This is a genomic window from Marinobacter sp. UBA5687, assembly GCF_002420325.1.
Taxonomy (GTDB): Bacteria; Pseudomonadota; Gammaproteobacteria; order Pseudomonadales; family Oleiphilaceae; genus Marinobacter; species Marinobacter nauticus.
The window spans coordinates 14856-32801 of sequence record NZ_DIHV01000121.1; the positions used below are offsets into that span (position 1 = coordinate 14856).

Annotated in this window: 15 protein-coding genes and 1 pseudogene; 8 read left to right on the plus strand and 8 right to left on the minus strand. The window is 56.4% G+C overall.

The features are described from left to right. The 3 genes and pseudogenes from B3Y70_RS12330 to gloB all read right to left on the minus strand — a co-directional run. Positions 1 to 371, minus strand: a pseudogene (locus tag B3Y70_RS12330) (ABC transporter substrate-binding protein); the annotation flags it as partial. A 12-nt stretch (positions 372 to 383) separates the two neighbouring features. Next, entirely contained in the window at positions 384 to 2126 is a 1743-nt protein-coding gene (locus B3Y70_RS12335; RefSeq protein ID WP_278350636.1) for a LysM peptidoglycan-binding domain-containing protein, read from the minus strand. A gap of 169 nt (positions 2127 to 2295) precedes the next feature. Continuing rightward, the gene (gloB, locus tag B3Y70_RS12340; RefSeq protein WP_113880219.1) at positions 2296 to 3087 is read right to left on the minus strand and encodes a hydroxyacylglutathione hydrolase; all 792 of its coding nucleotides are present in this window, start codon (positions 3085 to 3087) and stop codon (positions 2296 to 2298) included. Positions 3088 to 3209: 122 nt separating this feature from the next. On the opposite strand from gloB, the gene B3Y70_RS12345 reads away from it, so the two are divergent. The 4 genes from B3Y70_RS12345 to B3Y70_RS12360 all read left to right on the plus strand — a co-directional run bounded on the left by B3Y70_RS12345 (position 3210) and on the right by B3Y70_RS12360 (position 7142). Continuing rightward, complete coding sequence (locus tag B3Y70_RS12345; protein WP_113880110.1) at positions 3210 to 4019, plus strand: class I SAM-dependent methyltransferase; 810 nt, start codon at positions 3210 to 3212, stop codon at positions 4017 to 4019. After that, positions 4019 to 4462: a ribonuclease HI gene (gene rnhA / locus B3Y70_RS12350; protein WP_011785020.1), complete on the plus strand. Its 444-nt coding sequence runs from the start codon at positions 4019 to 4021 to the stop codon at positions 4460 to 4462. Before B3Y70_RS12345 ends, rnhA begins: the two co-directional genes overlap by 1 nt. 52 nt (positions 4463 to 4514) lie before the next feature. Then, a complete protein-coding gene (dnaQ, locus tag B3Y70_RS12355; RefSeq protein WP_153739912.1) occupies positions 4515 to 5225 on the plus strand; it encodes a DNA polymerase III subunit epsilon in 711 nt (236 codons plus the stop codon). A gap of 210 nt (positions 5226 to 5435) precedes the next feature. Beyond that, the gene (locus B3Y70_RS12360) at positions 5436 to 7142 is read left to right on the plus strand and encodes a chemotaxis protein (RefSeq protein WP_153739911.1); all 1707 of its coding nucleotides are present in this window, start codon (positions 5436 to 5438) and stop codon (positions 7140 to 7142) included. 84 nt (positions 7143 to 7226) lie between these two features. Here B3Y70_RS12360 and B3Y70_RS12365 read toward each other — a convergent pair whose 3' ends face one another. Further along, positions 7227 to 7541 (minus strand): SCP2 sterol-binding domain-containing protein, encoded by a 315-nt coding sequence (locus B3Y70_RS12365; RefSeq protein ID WP_011785017.1) that lies wholly within the window; start codon positions 7539 to 7541, stop codon positions 7227 to 7229. 232 nt (positions 7542 to 7773) lie between these two features. Here B3Y70_RS12365 and sohB point away from each other — a divergent pair, with 232 nt between their 5' ends. Next, positions 7774 to 8835, plus strand: coding sequence for a protease SohB (gene sohB, locus B3Y70_RS12370; RefSeq protein ID WP_286714759.1), 1062 nt, complete (start codon positions 7774 to 7776; stop codon positions 8833 to 8835). A gap of 49 nt (positions 8836 to 8884) precedes the next feature. Here the strand turns inward: sohB and B3Y70_RS12375 are convergent, their stop codons facing one another. The 4 genes from B3Y70_RS12375 to metH all read right to left on the minus strand — a co-directional run bounded on the left by B3Y70_RS12375 (position 8885) and on the right by metH (position 15335). Beyond that, entirely contained in the window at positions 8885 to 9391 is a 507-nt protein-coding gene (locus tag B3Y70_RS12375; protein ID WP_022991198.1) for a DUF934 domain-containing protein, read from the minus strand. Further along, positions 9384 to 11036: a nitrite/sulfite reductase gene (locus B3Y70_RS12380; protein WP_153739909.1), complete on the minus strand. Its 1653-nt coding sequence runs from the start codon at positions 11034 to 11036 to the stop codon at positions 9384 to 9386. Before B3Y70_RS12380 ends, B3Y70_RS12375 begins: the two co-directional genes overlap by 8 nt. 351 nt (positions 11037 to 11387) lie before the next feature. Continuing rightward, complete coding sequence (locus B3Y70_RS12385) at positions 11388 to 11621, minus strand: DUF2970 domain-containing protein (RefSeq protein WP_014421407.1); 234 nt, start codon at positions 11619 to 11621, stop codon at positions 11388 to 11390. Between the two features lie 15 nt (positions 11622 to 11636). After that, positions 11637 to 15335, minus strand: coding sequence for a methionine synthase (gene metH / locus B3Y70_RS12390; protein WP_153739908.1), 3699 nt, complete (start codon positions 15333 to 15335; stop codon positions 11637 to 11639). A 238-nt stretch (positions 15336 to 15573) separates the two neighbouring features. On the opposite strand from metH, the gene nfuA reads away from it, so the two are divergent. The 3 genes from nfuA (at position 15574) to B3Y70_RS12405 (ending at position 17937) form a co-directional block, all read left to right on the plus strand. Further along, complete coding sequence (nfuA, locus tag B3Y70_RS12395; RefSeq protein ID WP_011785011.1) at positions 15574 to 16161, plus strand: Fe-S biogenesis protein NfuA; 588 nt, start codon at positions 15574 to 15576, stop codon at positions 16159 to 16161. A gap of 183 nt (positions 16162 to 16344) precedes the next feature. Then, positions 16345 to 17556 (plus strand): DUF445 domain-containing protein, encoded by a 1212-nt coding sequence (locus B3Y70_RS12400; protein WP_194841878.1) that lies wholly within the window; start codon positions 16345 to 16347, stop codon positions 17554 to 17556. A 21-nt stretch (positions 17557 to 17577) separates the two neighbouring features. Continuing rightward, positions 17578 to 17937, plus strand: coding sequence for a hypothetical protein (locus B3Y70_RS12405; protein ID WP_153739907.1), 360 nt, complete (start codon positions 17578 to 17580; stop codon positions 17935 to 17937). Positions 17938 to 17946: the final 9 nt, after the last annotated feature.

Here is a 17946-nt window from a genome sequence, read left to right on the forward strand (position 1 = left end):
ACTTCAACGGATTCGGCAATCAGCCCGTACTCGGAAAACGGCTCGTCGGCAGAGGACTCCAGAAGGGTATCGTACACGTAGGCATTAATACCCGCCGCCGAGATGCCCCGGATAACAAAAGGGTTAAAACTATCGAAGCCGTTGGCAACCACAGACAACTTCAGTTCGCCGCCTTTCGGGGCCTCCGGGTTGACGTAGTCAAAGTGACTGAAGCCTGGGGGGTATTTCAGTTCACCGTGCATGGCGATGCCATGCACCGGACTGGGATTCTCGGTGACGCCTTCATCGGCTAAGGCGAAACAGGCGGACGCTGCCAGAGCCAGCGTCGCGGTAATTCTGGTCAGCAAGGGTGCTTCTGGTTTTTTTGTCATGGTTCTCGCACGTTACGGACTGTTTCTTATGTCCACGTAGAGTACCAGACTTTGGCCGGGTTGGAGATAACGGTCCGTATTAAGATCGTTCCATGATGCGATGTCACGCACATTCACCGAAAACCGGCTGGCGATGGCAGACAGGGAATCGCCGCTGCGAACCCGGTATCCCACCTTGCGCACCATTGCCTTGCCCCGGGTATTCGAAGCTACCATGGTCGGCTTCGAAGTTTTCGACCAGATCACCAGTTCTTTGCCCGGAATCAGGGGGTCTCCCGGTGCCATGCCATTCCAGGCAGCCACTTCCCGAACCGAAACCCGGTGCTCCCTGGCGATATCCCAGAAAGTATCGCCCCGGCGCACGGTGTACCGTACCTTGTTGCCGCTACGCTTGCGATCCTGAGTTCGCTCCAGTCGCTGGGCCTGGCTTAGGGCATAGGCGTCGGAGCCCTTGGTGGAGGACGGAATCAGCAGTTGCTGGCCGATCCGGATCAGGTCACTGTTGAGCTTGTTGACCTGCTGAATGACCGATGGGGTAGTGGAGAACTTGCGGGCAATGGTGTTCAGACTGTCACCCTTGCGGACTTTATAGTTCTGCCAGGATACACGCTGTTCACTTGGGAACTTTGCAAGCGCGGTTTGGAATGCCTCCGCCTGTTGCTTGGGTACCAGCAAGCGATGGGGGCCATCCGGATTGGTTGCCCAGCGATTGTAGGACGGGTTCAGTAAATAGATTTCATCAATATCCACGCCGGCTAATTCTGCGGCCTGGGCCAGATCCAGCTGGGAGCCGGTATCCACCACTTCGAAATACGGTTCGTCTTTTAATGGTGGCAGGTCGATACCGTAGGCTTTCGGATCGTCGAAAATTTTTGCCAGGGCAATCAGTTTGGGCACATAGTGGCGGGTCTCCGTCGGTAATGTCAGAGACCAGTAATCTGTGGATTTTCCGGCGTTGCGGTTACGACGCATGGCGCTGGATACGGTCCCGCCCCCGGAATTATAAGCGGCCAGGGCCAGGGTGTAATCGCCATCGAACCGGTTGGCCAGGCGCTCCAGGTAAGTCAGGGCAGCATCGGTAGCCGCAATCACGTCCCGTCGGTCATCATGCCACCAGCTTTGGGTCAGCCCGAAGTATTTGCCGGTAGACGGGATGAACTGCCAAAGCCCGGCAGCGCGACCGTGGGAGTAGGCAAAAGGATCAAAGGCGCTTTCTACCACTGGCAACAGAGCCAGTTCGCTGGGCAGGCCGCGTTTTTCGGTTTCATTGATAATGTAATGCAGGTACCGGGAGCCTCTTTCCACCACGCGATCGATGTAACGGGGGTGGCGCACGTACCAGTCCAATTGAGCCTGTACCCTGGCATTGTCGACGGAGTGGTCCATGGTGAAACCGGCGCGAAGTCGTGACCACAGATCGTCTGTTCTGGTGGATGCGTCGGATTGTCGGGCGGGATTGTCCAGTTTTTCCCGAGCTTGCTGGGCCTTGGCCTGAAGTTCCGGGGAGATGGCGTCATCTAATGGTGCCCCGCTGGCACTGTCCTCTCCATTGCCGGCAGCGACGTCAGCCTTGAGGTCCTCATCGCCCTTGGCAACAACCACTTGCTGTGAGTCCAGGGGGTCTTTTTGCTGATTCTCTTCCTCGGTCCCGAACCAGGCCGAAGGTGTATGCCAGTTTTCGGCGATCTGACTGGTACTGCAGCCGCTGAAAAGGGTTGACGCGAGAAGGATGAAGGGCAGTCGTTTTACCGGCATAAACACAGGGTTCCGGGTGGAGCCGGCGGGTATCTGTAAAAATAGCCGGCATATTTAACAGGTTACGTTCGATAATTGCTCGAAATTCTATGGGAGCGTTTTCCGGGCGGTCAAGCCGAGCCATGTTACGGCTGTGAGATAAATTGTTAAGCAGTGACCGCCCGCACGCTCAGAAGTTATCCTTGCCGTGGCGCACGGCTGCAAAAACCGCACAATCCGAGCCGGTGGCAAGGCGGTGTGTGGTGCTGTAATTCTCGGCGGCCTCTATGACCATGGCATCATCCCACCGAAGGAATGGATTCAGCTGTTTCTCCTGGCCGATCGTGGTCGGCACGGTTGGCTTACCCCGTTCCCGAAGGTCTTTGCAGGCGTTCTCAAACTCGGCCAACGCCTTATCTTCGGGTAGCCAGTGACGGGCGAAGCGAAGGTTTGCCAGGGTGTATTCATGAGCACAGTATACTGCAGTGTTATCCGGAAGGTCCCGCAGGGTCTGGAGCGAGGTATGCATCTGCTCCGGTGTGCCTTCGAACAGTCGTCCGCAGCCGCAGACAAACAGTGTGTCGCCGCAGAATAGAACGGGGTTGTCATTTACCTGGGTGTCGCTGTAATAGGCAATATGATCCAGTGTATGGCCGGGAACTGCCAGGACATCGAACGTGATGCCTTCCCAGACGACTTCATCGCCGGCATGGACCGTGTTTGTGGCACCCTTGAAGGGTGAATCCGTCGGCCCAACAATACGGATGTCCGGATACTGTTGCTGAAGCTCTTTCACGCCGCCGGTGTGATCCGGGTGGTGATGGGTGAGCAGGATGGTGTCTGCTGAGAAACCGCTGTCACTGAGATAGTCCAGTACCGGCTTTGCCTGGCCGGGATCGACTATCAGGGTCTTGCCGGACTCAAGGTTGGTAAGGCACCAGATATAGTTGTCTGAGAATGCCGGAACCGGATGAATGCGCAAGGTGGCCACCCCATGTGTTCAATGAATGTGCCTGTTATGATAATGCAACAACGGGTACAGCCCAAGGAGCGGCAGGTTGCGCGAGCAATCAAGCCTTTAGTGGATCGGGTAGGGGAGCCAGCGTGACAACCAGCGGCGTGATTGACTATTCAGCACGACATGAGAGCTTTGAGCGTTGGGTGCAGACCCCCCTCGGCCGCTCCCTGCTGGCCAGCCAGAGAGCGGTGCTTGATAAGGAACTGCAAGGCCTTACGGGGGCAAGACAACTTCAGGTCGGCCTGAGTCACCGATTGCCTTTGGCGAGTGGTACCGATTTTGCCCAGAAGATTATTACCTGCCCGGCCTGGCATGCCCATATGCCAGAGGGCGTGGCGGTTTGTGACGCCGACGAGCTGCCGTTTCCCGGTGATTCCATGGATCTTGTGATCCTTCATCATACGGCCGATTTCTCTCCGGATCCGCACCAGGTACTTCGCGAGTCCGCCCGTGTATTGCGAGGTGAGGGGCGCATCGCTCTGGTTGGGTTCAACCCCCTCAGTCTCTGGGGCGCACGCAGGCTGGTTTCCCGCCATCGGTTTGGCCCCTGGGGTGGTCGGTTCCTGATGCGATCACGAATGGAGGACTGGCTCAGGTTGCTGGGGTTCGAGCTGGAAAACAGTGGCACCTATTTCTGTACCCTTCCGCTGCAGCGAAAACACGGGGCATCCGGAAGACGGCAGCGTTTGGCCGCCAGTAGCCGCCCTCATTTACTGCCCACGGGCGCCTATTACTGTATCCTTGCGCGCAAACGCGAATACGCCGGGATCCGGACCAGGGCATCCTGGCGCAAGAGCAAGGTGATTTCTTTGCCCGGAACCGTGGGGGTATCCAGTGGCTGTGCCAGCCATAGCTCAGGCAGGGTGGACAGGCGTGGAACAGAACAGGAGCAGTAATGGCTGGTAAGGTAGTGATGTATACCGACGGAGCCTGTAAAGGTAACCCGGGCCCCGGGGGGTGGGGTGTTGTGTTGCGCTATGGCGATGCGTGCAAGACCATGCACGGTGGCGAGTTGCAAACCACCAACAACCGAATGGAGCTGATGGCGGCCATTCGAGGCTTAAGGGAGCTCAAGCGCGCTTGCCAGGTGGAGTTGTATACGGACTCACAATACGTGCGCAAGGGCATTACCGAATGGATGAGCGGCTGGAAGCGCAATGGCTGGAAAACCTCGGCAAAGAAACCGGTCAAGAATGCGGATCTGTGGCAGGAGCTCGATGCTGAAACTGCCCGGCACACCGTTAACTGGCATTGGGTGAAGGGTCATTCAGGGCATCCTGATAACGAGTTGGCGGATGAGTTGGCCAACCGCGGAGTCCGCGAACTGAACGGGGCCTGAACCCTGGCCCCTGGAAAACCGATTAATGAGCAGTGAGTGAGAGCGCAGTTGCATGAGACAGATCGTACTGGATACCGAAACCACGGGTATTGATCCGAACGAAGGTCACCGCATTATCGAAATTGGTTGTGTGGAAGTGATCGAGCGCGAGCTGACCGGTCGCAACTATCACGTATACATTAACCCTGAGCGGGAGGTAGAAGCGGAGGCTATCACCGTTCACGGTATCACCAATGAATTTCTGGCCGACAAGCCAAAGTTTGCGGAGGTTGCCGACGAGTTCTTTGAGTTCATCAAGGGTGCAGAGCTGGTCATCCATAACGCCGCGTTCGACGTGGGCTTCATGGACTCCGAATTCGCCCGTCTGAAACCGGTTCGGAAAACAGCAGACCATTGCGGCATTGTCGATTCACTGGCCATTGCCAGGAAAAAGCACCCGGGCCAGAAAAACAATCTCGACGCCCTGTGCAAGCGTTATGGAGTGGATAACTCCAACCGTGACCTTCACGGGGCATTGCTGGACGCCGAGATCCTGGCAGACGTCTATCTGCTGATGACCGGCGGCCAGACCGCGCTTTCCCTGGATGCCGGCTCCGGCGATGAAGGTGGCGATGGCGGTATTCGCCGAATCTCCGGTGAGCGCGCGCCTTTGGCGGTGGTTCGGGCCTCCAGTGATGAAGCCTCGGCCCATGATGAGTTCATGGCGATGATGGAGAAGCAGGCCGGAGAAACGGTGTGGTCCCGGTTGCAGGCAACAGAATGAGAACCACGTTCAGCTGTACCATTTGTTACATTCCGGCTTTCTTGAGCTACTTGAGTTTTGTGTTATAAGTAATGATAAGTTCGCCAGTTTTTTGCGAACCGTTCAGGTATGGGCAAGGGCTGCCTCGCTGAACAGGAAGGACCTGCCCGTATGCAGGCTGCAGTTCATGAACAGGATGCGGTAGTCTCCGCAAATTAACAGGAAGCGTTTATGGTTCAATCGTCTCTGGCGACGAAATCGCAGTCGTTTGATCTGGTCAAAAGTGAAATCGAACAGACCATCAAGCAGGCAGAATCCAGCCTTGAGCGCTTTCAGGAAAACCGCGAGAGCGGGGAAGATCTGCAGAACTGTGTTGATTACCTGAACCAGCTTCGGGGAATCTTCATTCTGGTGGAGCTCCGGGGCGGAACCCTGCTTTGCCAGGAAGCGGTTAATCTCGCCAATGATGTTCCGGTTGGTGCCAACGACGACAAGAATATACTGCTGACAGCACTTAACAGCGCGCTGTTCATTCTCCGCCGTTACGTCGAGTACTACCATCAGCAACGTGAAGATCATCCCGAGCTGCTGCTGCCCGTGATCAATGATCTGCGTGAAGCCCGTCGTGAGAAACCTTATCCCGAATCCTGCTTCTTTGATATCGACATCAAGGAGCGCCCGGACTTTTGCAGCGATCTGGGGCTCAGGCCCATGGATGATGCAGAGTCTGAATATGAAATCCTGGCCCGTCGCATGCGCCTGACCTTCCAGGTGGCACTGCTCGGCATTCTCCGCGAGCGCAACGAAGCGGTTAGCAAGAAGCTCATTGCCAGGGCTGCCCGTGGTCTCGCACGGCTGTGTCAGGGAGCGCCTATGGGGCAGATGTGGTGCCTGCTGGCGTTGGTCTCCGATACCATGCTGGATCGTGCCATGGGCTTTAGCAAGGCCCGCAAGCGTCTGCTGATGCGAATCGAGAAATACGCTCGGGAAGTGGTATATGTCGGCAAGGTAGCTACCGCCAAGGATGCCCCCGAATCGCTGATCAAAGATCTGATCTATCTGCTTTACCGCAGTGGCTCAGCCAACCCTGAGGTGACGCGGGTACTCTCTGCTTATCAGCTCGGTCCTGCCGAATTCCCGGACGCACTTCTTGAGGCTCATTCCCGGCGCCTCTATGGCCCTGGCACGGACGTGCTCAAATCCCTGTCTGAAGCCTTGCAGGAAGAGCTTAATCAGCTGAAAGACAAGCTGGACATCATTGAGCGCGGAATAGAACCGGATCTGGCCGAACTTGCCTCGATTGCCGATACTCTGGAGCGCCTGGCCAATACGCTGGTGATGCTCGATCTGAACCGCCTGGCCAGTATTTCCCGTGAAGAAGCGGCCAAACTGCGTAAATGGGAAGAGGAAAACCGCCTGCCGGCGGAGGAGGAGCTCTATCGTCTGGCGGATTCCGTGCTGGGGGTGGAAGATGCCGTCATGCAGATTGTCACTCGCGGCATCACCTCAGAGACCGACGCCCTTGCCGGCGCAGAACGGAGCCGGGACGAATCCGTGTACCTGCAGGAAGCCATCTGGGTTGTGGCGGATGAGGCCCGTAGTGCGTTGACCCTTGCCAAGCGAGCGATCACAGCATTTATCGAATCCGATTACGACAAGCTTCATCTGGCCAATCTGCCGGGGACACTGCGCAGTATCTGGGGTGGCTTGCAAATGGTGGACGACCCGATCGCAGCGGACGTCATTGCCAGGGTCGCGACGTCTATTCAGGAGCGCCTGCTGGATGCGCGCGAAGCCCCTGCGTCTCAGGTTCTGGAAGCGCTGGCGGATGCGCTCACCTCGCTCGAGTACTACATTGAAGGCGTCGGTCGGCGGGAAGACAGGAATGTAGACCTGCTCAAGCTGGCTCAGAGTTCGCTGGATGACGTCGGTCTGTAGACGCCAGGGTGGCCCGAATTTCTGAATGGCATAAAAAAACCTGCGGTTTGCGCAGGTTTTTTTATAGCTGGTGTTTAACCGGGCTCAGCCCATGTTGAACAGTTCACCCAGCTTGGTTGCCAGCATCATGTCGCCTTCGGCGCGTAGCTGACCAGCCATGAACGCCTGCATGCCGTCGGTCTCGCCAGAGACGATACCCTGCAGGGTTTCAGAGTTCATGATCAGGGTAACAGAAGGATCGTCGTGTGCGCCTTCGTGCAGCTTGCAGGTGCCGTCATTGATCACGAGGTGGTAAGTCTTGTCGTCTTCGATGTCGAACTGGAATACCAGGTCCAGGCCCTGTGCTGCGTCTGCGTTGAAGTTCTGTTCGAGTTTTTCAAATACCTGAGCTACAGACATTGTTTTACCCTTTTTGATGGTTGTCTTGTCATGGTGGTGACGACTAGTGATCCCTGGCAGAGGCAGCCTGTACAGCAGCCGGGGTAGCGCCAACCTCGCAATCCGACTTTATGGTTAGAGCCGGTTCGTGTCAAGCTTGATCGAACGCTTGTTTTAATTTTATCGCGGGCTTATCAGGCCTGTGCCGAGGCGGTACACTTCGGGGTTTGCAAATACGTGTGGAGACTGCATTTTGGAATTTCTGACCGAATACGGCCTGTTTCTCGCCAAGGTGGCGACTTTCGTGGTGGCGGCGATTGTGCTCGTGTCCATCATTGTCTCGGCAACCCAGAAAGACCGGGACGATCACGAAGGTGAGGGTGAGCTGAAAATACGCAAGCTGAACGATCAGTATCGCCGGCTCAGAGAGTCAATCCAGGCCAGGTTGATGACAGACCAGGAACGAAAGGCTTGGCAGAAGAAAAAGAAAAAAGAGGACAAGGCTGAAAAGAAAGCCGCGAAGAAGCAGCCAGAACCTGACGCTACCGAAGAGAAAACGGCGCGGGTTTACGTGCTCGATTTCGACGGTGACATTAAAGCCAGCGATACCGATACCCTGCGGCGTTCAGTGTCGGCGGTTCTGAGTGTTGCCAATCCGGAAACGGACGAAGTGGTTATCCGCCTGGAGAGCGGCGGTGGTCTGGTTCATGCCTATGGGTTGGCGGCAGCCCAGCTGGATCGTGTTCGCAGCAAAGGCATCAAGTTGACTGCCTGCGTCGACAAGGTTGCGGCCAGCGGCGGCTATATGATGGCCTGCGTGGCTGATAGCATTATTGCTTCGCCGTTTGCCGTGCTCGGTTCCATCGGGGTGGTGGCGCAACTCCCGAACTTCCACCGGTTCCTGAAAAAGAACGACGTTGACTTTGAGGTGCTCACCGCGGGTGAACACAAGCGAACGCTGACAATCTTTGGTGAGAATACCGATAAGGGACGCCAGAAATTCCTCGAGGACCTGGAGGATACCCATGTCCTGTTCAAGGAGTATGTGAGTGAGCGGCGTCCGGATCTGGATATTCAGGCGGTTGCCAATGGAGATATCTGGTTCGGCAAGCGCGCTCTGGACGTGAAGCTGATCGATGAGATCAAAACGTCTGACGAATACCTGATTGAGGCTTGTGAGCGGGGAGACGTGATCTCAGTGTCTTTCCAGCGCAAACGTACACTGCCGGAAAAGCTCGGTTTGGCTACCAGCGCGGCGCTGGAACATACCGTCTGGAAAGTGTTGAGTGCGTTTCGGAATCAAAAAATGCAGTAAACCAGAACTGAACACCAGCGCATGACGACTCATGCGCTGGTGATTGGTCTCAGGAGGCCCGGCGGCGGAACAGGGGCTGGTCCGTGTCGGTCGCAGCCTGGTAGGTCTGGGTGAAGAAGCTCAGGCACTTCGGTGCCTTTGCAATGTCCTTGTCAGCGCGCAGTACGTAGCTGTCAAAGCCACAGCGCTTCATGAACTGAAGCTGGTCAAGCAGAACATCGCCAATGGCTCGCAGCTCGCCGCGGTACCCGAACCGTTCACGTAGCAAACGGCCAATGCTGTAACCACGGCCATCGACAAAGCGCGGGAAATTCACCGCGATCAGTGGCAATTCATTCACTTTCTCGCCAAGCAATTCCGGCTCATCGTGGCTGTCAAACCAGACACCCACTGAGGGCTTTGCGGCAAAGTGCTCATGGCCGGCCAGCCACAGATCTGCCGGAATCAAGACCGGCTTATCTTCAGGAATATCCATGGATTCACCCGCCGCAGGGCGGGGCACCACAACCCAGTCGTCATTACGAATCGTGCCGTCAGCGGCAATTACATCAGGCATATACCCGCTCCTTGAAAGGATCCAGACCGACCCGGCGATAGGTGTCCAGGAAGGTTTCCTCTTCCGTCCGGTTTTCTACGTAAACATTGATCAGCTTGGCGATGACCTCTGGCATTTCCTCACGAGCGAAGGACGGCCCCAGAATCTTGCCGATGGTGGCGTCGTGGTGTGACGATCCACCCAGGCTGATCTGATAGAACTCTTCGCCTTTCTTGTCGACGCCCAGAACACCAATATTGCCCACGTGGTGGTGGCCACAGGCGTTCATGCAGCCTGAAATGTTCAGGTCGATGGGACCGAGGTCGTACAGGAAGTCCAGGTCATCAAAACGACGCTGGATTGCTTCAGCCACAGGAATCGACTTGGCGTTGGCCAGGGCGCAGAAATCGCCGCCGGGGCAGCAGATAACGTCGTTCAGTGTGTTCAGGTTCGCCGTTGCGAAGCCCAAAGGCACAAGCTTTTGCCAGAGCTCAAACAGCCGATCCTGGCGGACGTCTGCCAGCACCACATTCTGCTCGTGAGTGGCCCGGGCTTCGCCGTAGCTGTACTCATCCGCAAGGTCGGCAATCTGCTCCAACTGGAAGTCGGTGACATCCCCCGGGGGCGTACCGGTCTTCTTGAGTGTCAGGGTCACAATGGCGTAGCCGGGCTTTTTGTGACTGTTGACGTTGTGGGTCAGCCACTTGTCGAACTCACGGTTCTCAAAGCGCTGCGTTGCCAGCAGGTCGGTGGCATTGTCCAGTGCATCATAGGACGGCTCAGTAAAGTAGCCCTGGAATTTGGTCACCACCTCCGGTGTCAGCCTTGAAGGAGAGTCCTTGATGTGGGCCCACTCTGCTTCCACTTTCTCGGCGAAGCCTTCCGGGCTCAGTGCCTTAACGAGAATCTTGATACGCGCCTTGAACTTGTTGTCACGGCGGCCGTAGCGGTTGTAAACCCGGACAATGGCTTCCAGGTAGGTCAGCAGATCCAGTTCCGGCAGGAAGTCGCGGATGACCGGGCCAACCATGGGGGTACGGCCAAGTCCGCCACCGACGTGCACCCGGAAGCCGAGTTCGCCCTGGTCATTGCGCACCAGCTGCAAGCCGATGTCATGGACCCGGATAGCCGCACGATCCGTGTGTTCAGAGGCATTCACGGCAATTTTGAATTTACGTGGTAAAAACGCAAATTCCGGGTGGAATGTCGACCACTGGCGAATAATCTCGCAGTAGGGGCGAGGATCAGCAATTTCGTCCACCTGGACACCGGAGAACGGGTCCGTGGTGGTGTTCCGGATGCAGTTACCGCTGGTCTGATTTGCGTGCATTTCCACTTCCGCCAGCTCAGCCAGGATATCGGGCACGTCTTCCAGGTTCGGCCAGTTCAGCTGGATGTTGGTGCGGGTGGTGAAATGAGCGTAGCCTTTATCATAGTCCCGGGTTACGCGTGCCAAACGGCGGAGCTGCTCGGAGCGAAGCATGCCGTAAGGGATACAGATACGGAGCATGGGTGCGAGACGCTGAACATAAAGCCCGTTCTGCAGTCGAAGTGGAAGGAATTCCTCTTCAGACAGCTCACCAGCAAGGGCGCGCTCGGTCTGGTCACGGAATTGGGCAACACGCTCTGCGGCTATCTGCCGGTCGTGCTCATCATAAACGTACATAGTGGAACGTCCTGCCTGCTACATCAGAAGAGCTAAAATTTACGGCCGGGTTTCATGGACCGGGCCTTATTCCTGCGAGGCAGGATACCATCGTGTTTTTATTCTCAAAATGATTATTTCAACATAACATTATCGATTCAGGTGATAAGTGATCGCCGCCGGAACTGGACGAATGTCAATTTGCTGCTTTACTTGATCGGGAAAGCCAGAAAAACAACAACTTCGGGTAGGAAGGAGGAAGTGCCATGAAAAAATCCGTGCAATCAGACAGTCAGGCCGATGCAGTGGCGGCGGTATTGCTCGTGCTGCTGGCAGTGGCCTTTGCGGTGGTCTGGGTATCCGGGCAGTAGGCTACTGCCCGGCCAATACCAGTTTGACCACGATGATCAGCCCGCCCACAAACGCGACGGTAAACAGAACGCCGGCAACGATATAGGGCAGCGGGCTGTGGTGTGAAAAGTCTTCCTGGCGGCGCTTGTCAGACTGCACACCGAAAGCGCCGGCAAGGATGCTTTGCATGATCTTCAGAACCCCCGGGCTGCGGGGGCGTTCATTGTTATTGTTGTTTTCGGTCACGTCATTCATGGAATACGCCTCAGGTTATTCCGCCGGATCGTACGCCAGGCTTGGCATCAACCAGCGTTCAGCCTCAGCCTTGGTCAGGCCTTTGCGTTCAGCATAGTCCTCAACCTGATCAACGCCAATTTTGCCAACGGCAAAGTACTTGGCTTCCGGGTGGGCGAAGTACCAACCGGAGACTGCTGCGGTTGGATACATGGCAAAATGCTCCGTTAGCTGCAGGCTGGTGTTAGCGGTGGCGTCCAGCAGTTTGAACAGTGTGGCCTTTTCAGTGTGGTCCGGGCAGGCGGGGTAGCCGGGGGCCGGGCGGATACCACGATAGCGTTCCTTGATCAGGTCCTCGTTGGCCATCTGTTCATCGGTGGCATAACCCCAGAATTCCTTGCGCACCCGTTCGTGCATGCGTTCGGCAAAGGCTTCGGCCAAGCGGTCTGCCAGGGCCTGCACCATAATGGCGCTGTAGTCGTCGTGGGCGTTTTTGAACTCAGTGGTCAGTTCGTCGACGCCGATGCCGGTGGTCACCGCAAAGCCGCCCACGTAATCGCCCAGATGCAGACTCTCCGGCGCCACGAAGTCGGACAGCGCCATCATTGGCTTGCCCGGAGCCTTCTCATCCTGCTGACGCAAATGGTGCAGGGTAGTCAGCTCTTCGGTTCGGGACTCATCGGTGTACACCACAATGTCATCACCCCGGCGATTGGCGGGCCAGAACCCGATAACGCCTCTTGCGGAGATCCGCTTTTCCCCGATCATCTGTTTCAGTAGTTTCTGGGCATCGTCAAACAGGGTACGGGCGGCGTCGCCACGCTTCGGGTCGTCAAAAATGGCCGGGTATTTGCCGGCGATGTCCCAGGAAATAAAGAACGGTGTCCAGTCGATGTAGTCCACCAGTTCGTTCAGATCATACTCTTCGAACACCCGGACACCGGTAAACGCAGGCTTGGGCGGCTGGTAGTTCTCGAAATCGATTTCCGGTGCACGGGCACGGGCTTCTTTCAGCGACACCAGCTTGGTGCGGTCGCCACGGTTCTTCCGGCGTTCCCGGATTTCATCATATTCGGTGCGGGCTGCTTCCACGAAAGCCGGCTTGGCGGTCTTGCTCAACAGCTGGGACGCCACGTTCACACAGCGGGAGGCATCAGACACGTAAAGGGCGATGTCGTTCTTGTACTGGGGCTCGATTTTGACCGCGGTGTGGGCTTTGGAAGTTGTCGCGCCACCAATCATCAGGGGAATTCTGAAATCCAGGCGCTGCATTTCCCGGGCCACGTGCACCATCTCATCCAGTGACGGTGTGATCAGGCCGCTCAGGCCAATCATGTCGACATTTTCTTTTCGGGCTGTTTCCAGAATCTTTTCACAGGGCACCATTACGCCAAGGTCGATTACCTCGTAGTTGTTGCACTGCAGGACGACGCCAACAATGTTCTTGCCAATGTCGTGTACGTCGCCCTTGACCGTGGCCATCAGTATCTTGCCCTTGGCCTGCTGGTCTTCGGTTTTCTCAGCTTCGATGTACGGAATCAGGTGCGCCACGGCCTGCTTCATCACCCGGGCGCTTTTGACCACCTGGGGCAAGAACATCTTGCCGTCACCGAAAAGATCGCCAACCACGTTCATGCCGGCCATCAGCGGGCCTTCGATTACCTCGATGGGGTGGCTGGCGTTTTGCCGGCAGGCTTCCGTGTCGTCAATAATGTAACTGGTAATGCCTTTAACCAGGGCATGCTCCAGGCGCTTCTCAACGGGCCATTCACGCCAGGCAAGGTCTTCCTCTTTGGCCTGGCCGCCTTTGCCTCTGAACTTTTCGGCCGCTTCGAGCAGGCGATCGGTGGAGTCATCCCGGCGGTTCAGAACCACGTCTTCCACCAGTTCTTTCAAGTCAGGCTCGATCTCGTCATAGATCACCAGTTGGCCGGGATTCACGATGCCCATATTCATGCCGGCCTTGACCGCGTGATACAGGAAAACCGAGTGGATGGCCTCACGCACCGCATCGTTGCCGCGGAATGAGAACGAGACGTTGCTTACGCCGCCGGAGATAGAGGCGTGGGGGCAGTGCTCCCGGATCCAGCGTGTGGCGTTGATAAAGTCCACTGCGTAGTTGTTGTGCTCCTCAATACCGGTAGCAATGGCAAAGATGTTGGGGTCAAAAATGATGTCGGCCGGGTTGAAGCCGATGCCGGTCAGCACATCATAGGAGCGTTTGCAGATTTCAGTCTTGCGTTCGAAGGTATCGGCCTGGCCGTCTTCGTCAAAGGCCATCACCACCACCGCAGCGCCGTAACGCATGCAGTCCCTGGCACGTTTGATGAACTCCTCTTCGCCTTCTTTCAGGCTGATGGAGTTCACCACGGCCTTGCCCTGGATGCAGCGTAAACCCGCTTCGATCACGTCCCACTTGGACGAGTCGATCATGATCGGTACGCGGGAAATGTCTGGTTCAGAGGCCACCAGGTTCAGGAAGGTAACCATCACTTCCCTGGAATCCAGCATGCCCTCGTCCATGTTGATATCGATGATCTGCGCACCGTTCTCAACCTGGTCCCGGGCAACGCTCAGGGCTTCTTCATATTGCTCTTCCTTGATCAGCCGCAGGAAGCGCTTGGAACCGGTTACGTTGGTGCGCTCACCGACGTTGATGAACAGGGTGTTTTCGTCACCGGTGAACGGTTCCAGGCCGGAGAGCCTGAGTGCTTTCGGGCGTTCAGGAATTTGTCTCGGCGGGTACTTGGCCACGGCCCTGGCGATGGCTTCAATATGGTCCGGGCGCGAACCGCAACAGCCGCCAATGATGTTGAGAAAGCCGTCTTTGGCAAAGCCTTCAATGATCTCGGCCATTTCCTCCGGGGTCTGGTCGTATTCGCCAAACTCGTTGGGCAGCCCGGCGTTGGGGTGGGCTGATACGTAGGTTTCGGCCTTGTTCGACAGTTCTTCCACATAAGGCCGCAGCGCGTCCGCGCCAAGAGCACAGTTCAGACCCACGGAAATCGGCTTTGCGTGGGCAACCGAGTTGTAGAAAGCTTCGGTGGTTTGCCCGGAAAGTGTTCGGCCAGAGGCATCGGTGATGGTTCCGGAAATCATGATCGGCAGCTCAATACCACTGTCGATAAAGAACTGCTGGGTCGCGTAGATTGCCGCCTTGGCGTTCAGAGTGTCGAAAATGGTTTCGATCAGAATAAGGTCTGAGCCGCCCTCGACCAGGCCGGAGACCGCCTCGTAGTAATTGTCGACCAGAGTCTGGAAATCCACGTTCCGGTAACCGGGATTGTTCACATCCGGTGAAATAGAGGCGGTGCGGGAGGTGGGGCCCACGGCACCGGCCACAAACCGCGGCTTGTCGGGATTCCTGGCGGTGAACTCGTCGGCGATTTCCCGTGCCAGCTTCGCCGCAGCCACGTTCAGTTCCCTGGCCAGCTCTTCCAGACCGTAGTCGGCCTGTGACAGCTTGGTGGAGTTGAAGGTGTTGGTCTCGATAATGTCGGCGCCGGCATCCAGATAATCTGCATGGATGTTGCGGAGCAGGGCAGGCTGGGTAAGGTTCAGCAGGTCATTGTTGCCCTGGACTTCCCGTTCGTAATCCTTGAACCGATCGCCCCGGAATGCGGCCTCATCCAGTTTCTGGTTCTGGATCATGGTGCCCATGCCACCATCAAGAATGACAATCCGCTCCTTGAGGGCTTGGTGCAGCTGTTCCAGGCGTGTATTGCGATCGGTCATAGAAAACTCTTCCGGGTGTCGTTATTAACGTCGTGTTTTACGTTTTGGCGCGGGATCATAGCAAAAATGCTGAAAGGCGTCTTAGTACGGATGATCATTATCAAGTTCCGTTTTGCCTGTCCGCCGTTGGGATAAGGGAAACTGATTACCCCATTAATGCCCGACTATTTTACTTGGTCTTTTATGTTCCGGCGATCTCTCATAAAATGTCAGTCACACTTGATAACAGGTAGGAAGCATGGCTCTGGTAACTGTGACTGATTCCGCAAGGGATTATCTTGCGCAACTGATTGAAAAGCAGGACGTTGAAGGTATGGGCGTACGCATTTTCGTGACCCAGCCCGGCACCCGCAACGCAGAGACCTGTCTGGCATACTGTCCGCCCAATGAAGTTGTGCCAACCGATGAGCAGGTCAACCTGGAGAAGTTTACTCTGTATCTGGACCATAATTCGGTGCCGTTCCTGGAAGACGCATATGTCGATTACTCCAAGGATCAGATGGGCGGGCAACTGACCATCAAGGCGCCTAATGCCAAGGTGCCGCAGGTGGCTGATGATGCGCCCCTGCCGGAGCGTGTGAACTACGTGCTGGCCTCTGAAATCAATCCCAACCTGGCAGCTCATGGCGGTGATGTTTCGCTGGTTGAGATTGTTGACGAATCGGTTGCGGTGTTGCGCTTTGGTGGCGGGTGCCAGGGCTGCTCTGCGGTCAGCCTGACGCTGAAGCAGGGTGTCGAGAAGACACTGAAGGAACGCGTACCTGAAATCTCCGCGGTGCGTGATGTGACAGACCACTCGAATACCGAAAACGCTTACTATCAATAAGTTGCACCCTTCCTCCGGCAGTCGCCCCTTCTCTGGCGGCTGCCAGAAACACCTGCCTTGCCTGGCTACACGGCCAATGGCCTGTTAAGCGCAATACTTCATTATCGGTCACATAAACAGAATCAAAGGCCGGGTATTATCCGTGCCGTGTGAGCGAATGCTTTTTCTATTTCGGGGTAACGCTTGACTGACCTTGCTCTTGTGTCCGTGCCTGTAATGGCTGCCGTGGTGGGATGGTTCACTAACTGGCTCGCCATTCAGATGTCCTTTCATCCTGTCCGGTTCATCGGCGTTGGGGTTATTGGCTGGCAAGGGGTAATTCCGCGCAAGGCCGAGAAAATGGCCCACATCTGTATTGATCGCACCCTGCAGAAGTTTGGCGACCTGAATTCTGTGTACCAGAAGCTGGAGCCCAACCGCATTGTGGAACAGGTGGTGGCTCAGGTGACGCCCCGCATGGATGAGTACATTGACGAGGTCATGTACGAAATCCAGCCGGTACTCTGGGATAATCTGCCGCTGTTTGTTCGGGCCCGGATCTATCAGTGGGCGCGGCAACAGCTACCCAATCGGGTAGAGGAGCTGGTGGAGGATTTTGGTGACGATCTTGATGAGCTGGTCGATCTCAAGGCGCTGTTGAGTCGGGAGTTGCAGAACCATCCGGACCTGATGAATCGTATCTTCCAGCAGGCCGGTGCGGTTGAGCTCAGGTCGGTTATTAATCGGGGCGCTATCATCGGAGCGGTGATGGGTGCCGCGTTGGCGCCGGTTTCCGTGTTCTACCCCCAGCCCTGGTTACTGCCGGTGGGCGGGTTCTTTATAGGCTTCGTGACTAACTGGATTGCCATCAACCTGATTTTCGCTCCGGTACGTCCGCGCAGAGTGCTGTTCTGGCAATTGCAGGGGCTGTTCCTGCGTCGGCAGGATGAAATCAGCGATATATGGGCGCGTCTGGTGGCGGAGGAATTGATCACGGTCGAGAAAGTCGCCGATGCCATGATCAACGGTCAGCATGGTGACCGTACCCGCGCCATCATCCAGAAACACCTGCGCCCCATGCTCGACAATTCCATGGTCATGAAGCTGGCGGCCCAGGTGTCTGTGGGTATGACCGGTTACACCGAGCTCAAGCGTGTGATGAATCAGAAAGCGGTGCTGGCCACGCGGGATGTATTCAGTGATCCCGCTTTCAATCGTGAGCGTGCACCAGTCGTCGCGGGGGTGCTGGCCAGCCAGATGAAGGCCCTGCGACCGGAAGAATTCCAGGACATACTCAGGCCGGCGTTCCGGGAGGAAGAAATTCAGCTGATGTTCGTGGGTGGCTTGTTTGGTGCAGTGGCCGGGCTCGTTCAGTTTCTTGCCATGACCGGCTTGCCCCGGGCCGTACTGGGCTAACCACACCAGGGAGAATAGCGTATGCCAGTTTGGGCACAGATCCTCACACAGATTTTTTTGACAGCGTTCGCCGTAACGGCTGTTCTCTTCGCGTTCTGGTTCTGGGTGGTAAAGCCATGGCTGGCTGAGCGCATTCAGGATTTGATTGATACCGCCAATGAGATTGAGCCGAAGGTGACCAGCGGCGTTCAGAAGGGTGTTGCTGAATCTATCCGGCAGATACCCCAAAGCGCCTGGGACGGTGCCACCAGGGAATCCACTCGCCAGTTCCTCAAGTTTGGTTCAAACCTGTTTGAAAACGGGCTGAGCACTTTTCTGGGGGCCGCTGCCGAAGAACAGCAAGCCAATCAGGCGCGGTCAGCCGAAAAGCGCGACAAGTAACAGTGCGAT

Excerpts from the sequence above, each read along its gene's own strand:
- B3Y70_RS12405 (WP_153739907.1), top strand. The coding sequence starts at position 17,578 with ATGCCAGTTTGGGCACAGATCCTCACACAGATTTTTTTGACAGCGTTC.
- B3Y70_RS12360 (WP_153739911.1), top strand. The coding sequence starts at position 5,436 with ATGGTTCAATCGTCTCTGGCGACGAAATCGCAGTCGTTTGATCTGGTC.
- metH (WP_153739908.1), bottom strand. The coding sequence starts at position 15,335 with ATGACCGATCGCAATACACGCCTGGAACAGCTGCACCAAGCCCTCAAG.
- nfuA (WP_011785011.1), top strand. The coding sequence starts at position 15,574 with ATGGCTCTGGTAACTGTGACTGATTCCGCAAGGGATTATCTTGCGCAA.
- B3Y70_RS12380 (WP_153739909.1), bottom strand. The coding sequence starts at position 11,036 with ATGTACGTTTATGATGAGCACGACCGGCAGATAGCCGCAGAGCGTGTT.
- dnaQ (WP_153739912.1), top strand. The coding sequence starts at position 4,515 with ATGAGACAGATCGTACTGGATACCGAAACCACGGGTATTGATCCGAAC.
- B3Y70_RS12385 (WP_014421407.1), bottom strand. The coding sequence starts at position 11,621 with ATGAATGACGTGACCGAAAACAACAATAACAATGAACGCCCCCGCAGC.
- rnhA (WP_011785020.1), top strand. The coding sequence starts at position 4,019 with ATGGCTGGTAAGGTAGTGATGTATACCGACGGAGCCTGTAAAGGTAAC.
- B3Y70_RS12335 (WP_278350636.1), bottom strand. The coding sequence starts at position 2,126 with ATGCCGGTAAAACGACTGCCCTTCATCCTTCTCGCGTCAACCCTTTTC.
- B3Y70_RS12365 (WP_011785017.1), bottom strand. The coding sequence starts at position 7,541 with ATGTCTGTAGCTCAGGTATTTGAAAAACTCGAACAGAACTTCAACGCA.
- B3Y70_RS12375 (WP_022991198.1), bottom strand. The coding sequence starts at position 9,391 with ATGCCTGATGTAATTGCCGCTGACGGCACGATTCGTAATGACGACTGG.